Source organism: Nostocoides japonicum T1-X7, from assembly GCF_001046855.1.
GTDB classification, from domain to species: domain Bacteria; phylum Actinomycetota; class Actinomycetes; order Actinomycetales; family Dermatophilaceae; genus Nostocoides; species Nostocoides japonicum.
In genome coordinates this window covers 4,285,284-4,290,043 of sequence record NZ_HF570958.1, presented here as the reverse complement: position 1 = coordinate 4,290,043, position 4,760 = coordinate 4,285,284, and the positions used below count along the sequence as shown (strand labels likewise).

Here is a 4,760-nt window from a genome sequence, read left to right as displayed (position 1 = left end):
AGCGGGCGCGCACCATCAGGGGCGAGGCGGCCGACCTGGCCGACCGGCTCGCCTGGCCGGCGTTGCTCGGCCTCGCACCGACGCGGCCGGCGGGCACCGCCCACCCCACGACCCGGCCTACCGGATCCGCGGGAGCCGCCTCATGGCATACCGGATCCGCCGCCGGTGCGCCGTCGGACGACCGGCCACATCTCACCGACCGGGAGCGGGAGGTCCTCGCCCTCGTCGCCCAGGGCCGGACGAACGGCGAGATCGCCGCCGCCCTCTTCATCTCGACGAAGACGGCGAGCGTCCACGTGTCCAACATCCTCGCCAAGTTCGGGGTCGCGACCCGCACCGAGGCCGCCGCCGTCGCCCTCCGCGACGACCTCGTCTGAGCGGCCGCTGCGGTGGGTGGGGTCAGGCTCCGCGCCGGGCGTTCTCCACGATGGCGCCGGCGATCTCGGCGAGGCGCGGCGTGGGCAGGTCGTGCCCCATGTCGGGGAACATGAGCAGGCGTGACCCGGGCACGGCCCTGGCCGTCGCTATGCCGCCGCTGGGCAGGACGAGCTTGTCCCGGAGGCCGTGGACGACGAGCGTCGGCGCGGTGACGTGCCGGAGCGCGGGCGTCCGGTCCGGGCTGGCCTGGATGGCGAGCAGCTGCCGTGTCGACCCGATGGAGTCCGTCGAGCGTTCGAGGGACTCGACGACGAGCGCGCGGAAGTACTGCTCGTCGAAGTGCGGGCCGGCGATCTGCCGCCACGCGAGCACGCCACGGTCGACGGCCTCCTCCCGCGTCCGGGGCGGGGCGGCGAGCAGGGTCTTGCGGAGCTGGGGGAGCAGCTTGGCCCCGACGCGTCCGTGTCGGCGGTCGCCGGTGTTGGACATGATGGAGACGAGGCTGCGGACCCGCTGCGGGTAGCCGATGGCGATCTCCTGGGCGATCATGCCGCCCATCGACGCGCCGACGACGTGGACGCGGTCGACGCCGAGGTGGTCGAGCAGGCCGATGGCGTCCGCGGCCATGTGGGAGAGCAGGTAGTCGCTGTGGGCCAGCCGGCTCGACGCGAGCGCCTTCATGACGTCCTTGCGCGTCGGCAGCGGCGCCTGGGTCTTGCTCGACAGGCCGATGTCGCGGTTGTCGAAGCGGACGACCCGGTAGCCGGCGTCGGTGAGGTGCTCGATGAAGGCCGACGGCCACGCGATCATCTGCGTCGCGAGACCCATGACGAGCAGGACCGTCTCACCGTCGTCGGGACCGTGGACGTCGTACTCGATGGTGATGCCGTTGACCGTCGCAGAGCTCATGGGCGTCACATTACCGACGAGTATCATGACGAGAGGGAGGTCCCCCGACGAAGAGGGAGGTGTCGACGGCGTGGACGTCGCGGCGACGGTGAAGGAGCGTGTCGACGCGTTCGCCCGACAGCGACGCTGGCGCACCCCCGATCCGGCGACGGACGCCGAGCCGTTCTACACCGCATACGTCCCGGCCGTCACCCGTGGTCGTGCCCTCGTCCTCGGCGGGGGTGGCGCGACGGGGATCGGCTGGATGGCCGGCCTCATCGTCGGACTCGCCGACCGCGGTGTCGACCTCGGCCTCGCCGACACGGTGATCGGCACCTCCGCGGGCTCGGTCGTCGGGGCGCACCTGCGCGTCGGACTCCCGATGGCCGACAGCGTCCGGCGCCTCGCCTCCGGTGCCATCGCCGTCCCACCGGGCAAGGTCCGCACGAGCGACGCGCTCCGGTTCGTCATGGCCCAGAGCGTTCCCGGAAGCCCCAGCCGGGGGCGGGCGCTCATCGGCCGGGCCGCCCTCCGCGCCCAGACCGCCGACGAGCAGGACTGGGTCAGCGCCGTCGGCGACGAGCTCGTCGGCGAGCCGTGGCCCCCGCAGCGGCTCGTCATCACGGCCGTCGACGCCGAGACCGGCGAGTCCGTCGCCTTCGACGGGCACAGCGGGGTTCCGCTCCATCTCGCGATGGCCGCGAGCTGCGCCGTCCCGAAGGTCTACCCGTCGGTCGAGATCAACGGACGGCGCTACGTCGACGGCGGTGTCCGCACGACGACGAACGCCGACCTCGCGAAGGGTCACGACCGCGTCGTCGTCATCGCGCCCATCCCGTATGCCGTGCACCGCCGCGACCGTCCCCGTGACCTGCTCGCGACCCTCGGGCCCGACGTGCGCTCGTGCGTCGTCGCGCCGGACGCCGCGAGCCGGCACGCGATGGGCCGCGACGTCCTCGACGTGAGCCGGGTCGAGGCGTCGGCCCGCGCGGGCTACGCGCAGGCGGAGTCCGTCGAGGACACGGTCCGGTCCGTCTGGGAGTGACCGTCGCCGAGTGACCGGCGCGCACTCTTGTGGGGAAGGCGGTGGGAGCCAGAGCTCTGGTCAGCTTCCCCACGAGCGTCCGACCAGTTGGCGCCTGGTGACCGAGACGAGAGAATGCGGCGTGGCCACCGGGTGTGTCTTCTGCCAGATCGTCGCGGGGGAGCTGTCGGCGCCGACGGTCCTCGACGATGACGACGTCGTCGCCTTCCTCGATCGACGGCCGCTGTTCAAGGGGCACGTCCTCGTCGTGCCGCGTGAGCACGTCGCGACGCTTCCGGACCTGTCGTCCGAGCAGCTGGCCGGCGTCATGGGGACCGCGCAGCGCCTCGCCGGAGTCCTGCCTCGGGCGCTCGGCGCCGAGGGCACGTTCGTCGCGATGAACAACGTCGTGAGCCAGTCGGTCCCTCACCTCCACGTCCATGTCGTGCCCCGGCGCAAGGGCGACGGGTTGCGCGGGTTCTTCTGGCCCCGCACCCGGTACGAGGACGAGGCCGAGGCACTGGCCGTCGCGGCGACGATCCGCGACGCTCTGTGACACCCGGCCTCGTGGGACGCGCCGTCGTCGCCGGATAGCATCGGCGGGTGCTCGCCCCGCTCTCGACGGCCATCGTCGCCCTGTCCGTCGGGACGCTCTTCCTCGCCGTCTACTACGCGATCCGGGAGCGGCTCATCAACGACGGCGTCCTCGCGATCCTCGGGATCCTCGAGGTGGCGCTCCTGGTCCAGGTCGTCTACGGCATGACCCACCTCGGCCGGCTCGCGGAGGAGAAGGCGACCTTCACGGCATACCTCCTCACCCTCCCGTTCCTCCCGCCGTTCACGGCGCTGCTCGCCATCAAGGAGAAGTCCCGCTGGGCGATGGTGACGATCGCCGTCGGTGCCGGCGCCGTCGCCGTCATGACCGTCCGCCTCGGGCAGATCTGGACCGAGCATGGCCACTGAGCCGCAGGAGCCGGTCGTCACGACCCGCGACCCGAGCCATCTGTCGAGCGGTCCCGGCCGGGTCATCGTCGCCCTGTATGCCGTCATGGCGCTCGCCGCGACGGGCCGCTCGAGCGTCCAGATCGCCGAGTACTTCGGCCGGGCGCCGTTCGCCTACGTCATGTCCGCCGCCGCTGCCGTCGTCTATCTCATCGCGACCGTCGCCCTCGTCACGGGCGGTCGGCGGGCGGTGCGGATAGCCCTCGTCTCGGCGTCCGTCGAGCTCGTCGGCGTCCTCGTCATCGGCACGCTGTCCTACGTCGTGCCGTCCTGGTTCCCGGACAAGACGGTCTGGTCGCACTTCGGGCAGGGTTACGGGTACGTCCCGCTCGTCCTGCCGATCCTCGGCCTCTGGTGGCTGCGCCGGTTCCTCCCGGGTCGCGCCTGAGCCTCGACTCGGCAGGTGTGAGGTTGTCGTGGTCGCTGGGCCGGCGAGACCACGGAAAGCCCGCACCTGCCGAATCGAGGCTCAGGCCGGCTCGAGGACGAAGATCGGGATGAGCCGGTCGGTCTTGGTCTGGTACTCCGCGTACGGCGGGTATGCCGCGACGCACCGCTCCCACCACGTCGCCCGTTCCTCGCCGGACACCTCGCGGGCGACCCGGTCGGTGACCGTCGTGCCGTCCTGGAGGGTGAGGTGCGGGTTCGCCCGCACGTTGCTCACCCACTGGGGGTTCGTCGGGGCCCCGCCCTGGCTGCCGACGACGGCATACCGACCCTCGTGCTCGACGCGCATGAGGGGGACCTTGCGGATCTTCCCGCTCTTCGCGCCGCGCATCGTGAGGAGGACGACGGGGAGACCCATGATGTCGACCGAGGCCGTCGTGCCCGTCGCCTCGATCGTCTCCACCTGCTCCCGGACCCAGGTCCGGGAGCTCGGTGCGTACTCGGTGTCGCTCATGGACCCAGTCTCCCGCGACGTCGACGCGACGTCGTGACCAGCCCCCCTGTGGATAACCCCCGATGCCGGCCCGCCGTCCGTCTACCGTCGTGCCATGACCCAGCTGGAGGTGGATGCCGACGCCGTGGCCGCTCTCGGCGCCCGGCTCGCCGACGTCGCGGACGGGCTGCGGACCCTGCCGGCCCACGTCGGTCTCGCCGAGGGCATCCCTCCGGGTGCCACCGCCGCGGCACTCGACGCGGTCCTCGGCGACTGGGCCCACGAGCGGACGATCCTCGCCGACGAGCTGACCCGGCTCGGCGCCCTCGCCCGAGCCGCCGGCGCGGCGTACCTGTCCGCCGAGGACGCGGCGACCGCGTCGTTCCGGGGTGGGGAGCCGGACCCGTGATCCCCGAGGAGCTCCCGCCCCTGCCGGGCGACCCGGATGCCGTCCGGGACGTCGCGGCCCGGCTCGGCGCGGAGGCCGAGCGGCTCGCGGCGATCGCGCACGTCGTCGAGGGGCTGCGCACGGCGGAGTGGGACAGCTCGGCGGGGCGCCTCTTCGCGTCGCGGGGGGGGGGGGGGCCG

General features: G+C 72.8%; 9 protein-coding genes. 7 read left to right on the top strand and 2 right to left on the bottom strand.

What is annotated here, in order from left to right:
• On the top strand, window positions 1–377 hold a 377-nt coding region (locus BN12_RS26620; RefSeq protein WP_048555109.1), incomplete at its 5' end, for a helix-turn-helix transcriptional regulator.
• Between the two features lie 22 nt (window positions 378–399).
• On the opposite strand, the gene BN12_RS19460 is transcribed toward BN12_RS26620, so the two are convergent.
• Window positions 400–1,287 carry an alpha/beta fold hydrolase gene (locus tag BN12_RS19460; protein ID WP_048555107.1) on the bottom strand — a complete coding sequence of 296 codons (888 nt, stop codon included), beginning with the start codon at window positions 1,285–1,287 and terminating at the stop codon, window positions 400–402.
• Between the two features lie 25 nt (window positions 1,288–1,312).
• Between BN12_RS19460 and BN12_RS19455 the strand changes: the two genes are divergently transcribed.
• The 4 genes from BN12_RS19455 to BN12_RS19440 all read left to right on the top strand — a co-directional run bounded on the left by BN12_RS19455 (window position 1,313) and on the right by BN12_RS19440 (window position 3,680).
• Entirely contained in the window at window positions 1,313–2,311 is a 999-nt protein-coding gene (locus tag BN12_RS19455; RefSeq protein WP_083454784.1) for a patatin-like phospholipase family protein, read from the top strand.
• Between the two features lie 121 nt (window positions 2,312–2,432).
• Window positions 2,433–2,846, top strand: coding sequence for an HIT family protein (locus BN12_RS19450; protein WP_048555102.1), 414 nt, complete (start codon window positions 2,433–2,435; stop codon window positions 2,844–2,846).
• A gap of 47 nt (window positions 2,847–2,893) precedes the next feature.
• Complete coding sequence (locus BN12_RS19445; protein WP_048555100.1) at window positions 2,894–3,253, top strand: hypothetical protein; 360 nt, start codon at window positions 2,894–2,896, stop codon at window positions 3,251–3,253.
• The gene (locus BN12_RS19440) at window positions 3,243–3,680 is read left to right on the top strand and encodes a hypothetical protein (protein ID WP_048555098.1); all 438 of its coding nucleotides are present in this window, start codon (window positions 3,243–3,245) and stop codon (window positions 3,678–3,680) included. Before BN12_RS19445 ends, BN12_RS19440 begins: the two co-directional genes overlap by 11 nt.
• Window positions 3,681–3,761: 81 nt before the next feature.
• On the opposite strand, the gene BN12_RS19435 is transcribed toward BN12_RS19440, so the two are convergent.
• A complete protein-coding gene (locus BN12_RS19435; RefSeq protein ID WP_048555095.1) occupies window positions 3,762–4,193 on the bottom strand; it encodes a nitroreductase family deazaflavin-dependent oxidoreductase in 432 nt (143 codons plus the stop codon).
• Between the two features lie 94 nt (window positions 4,194–4,287).
• Between BN12_RS19435 and BN12_RS19430 the strand changes: the two genes are divergently transcribed.
• Window positions 4,288–4,581, top strand: a complete 294-nt coding sequence (locus BN12_RS19430) for a hypothetical protein (protein ID WP_048555093.1) — start codon at window positions 4,288–4,290, stop codon at window positions 4,579–4,581.
• Window positions 4,578–4,760, top strand: a 183-nt coding sequence (locus tag BN12_RS25440) for a hypothetical protein (RefSeq protein ID WP_048555091.1), incomplete at its 3' end; no start/stop codon positions are given. The genes BN12_RS19430 and BN12_RS25440, both read left to right, overlap by 4 nt.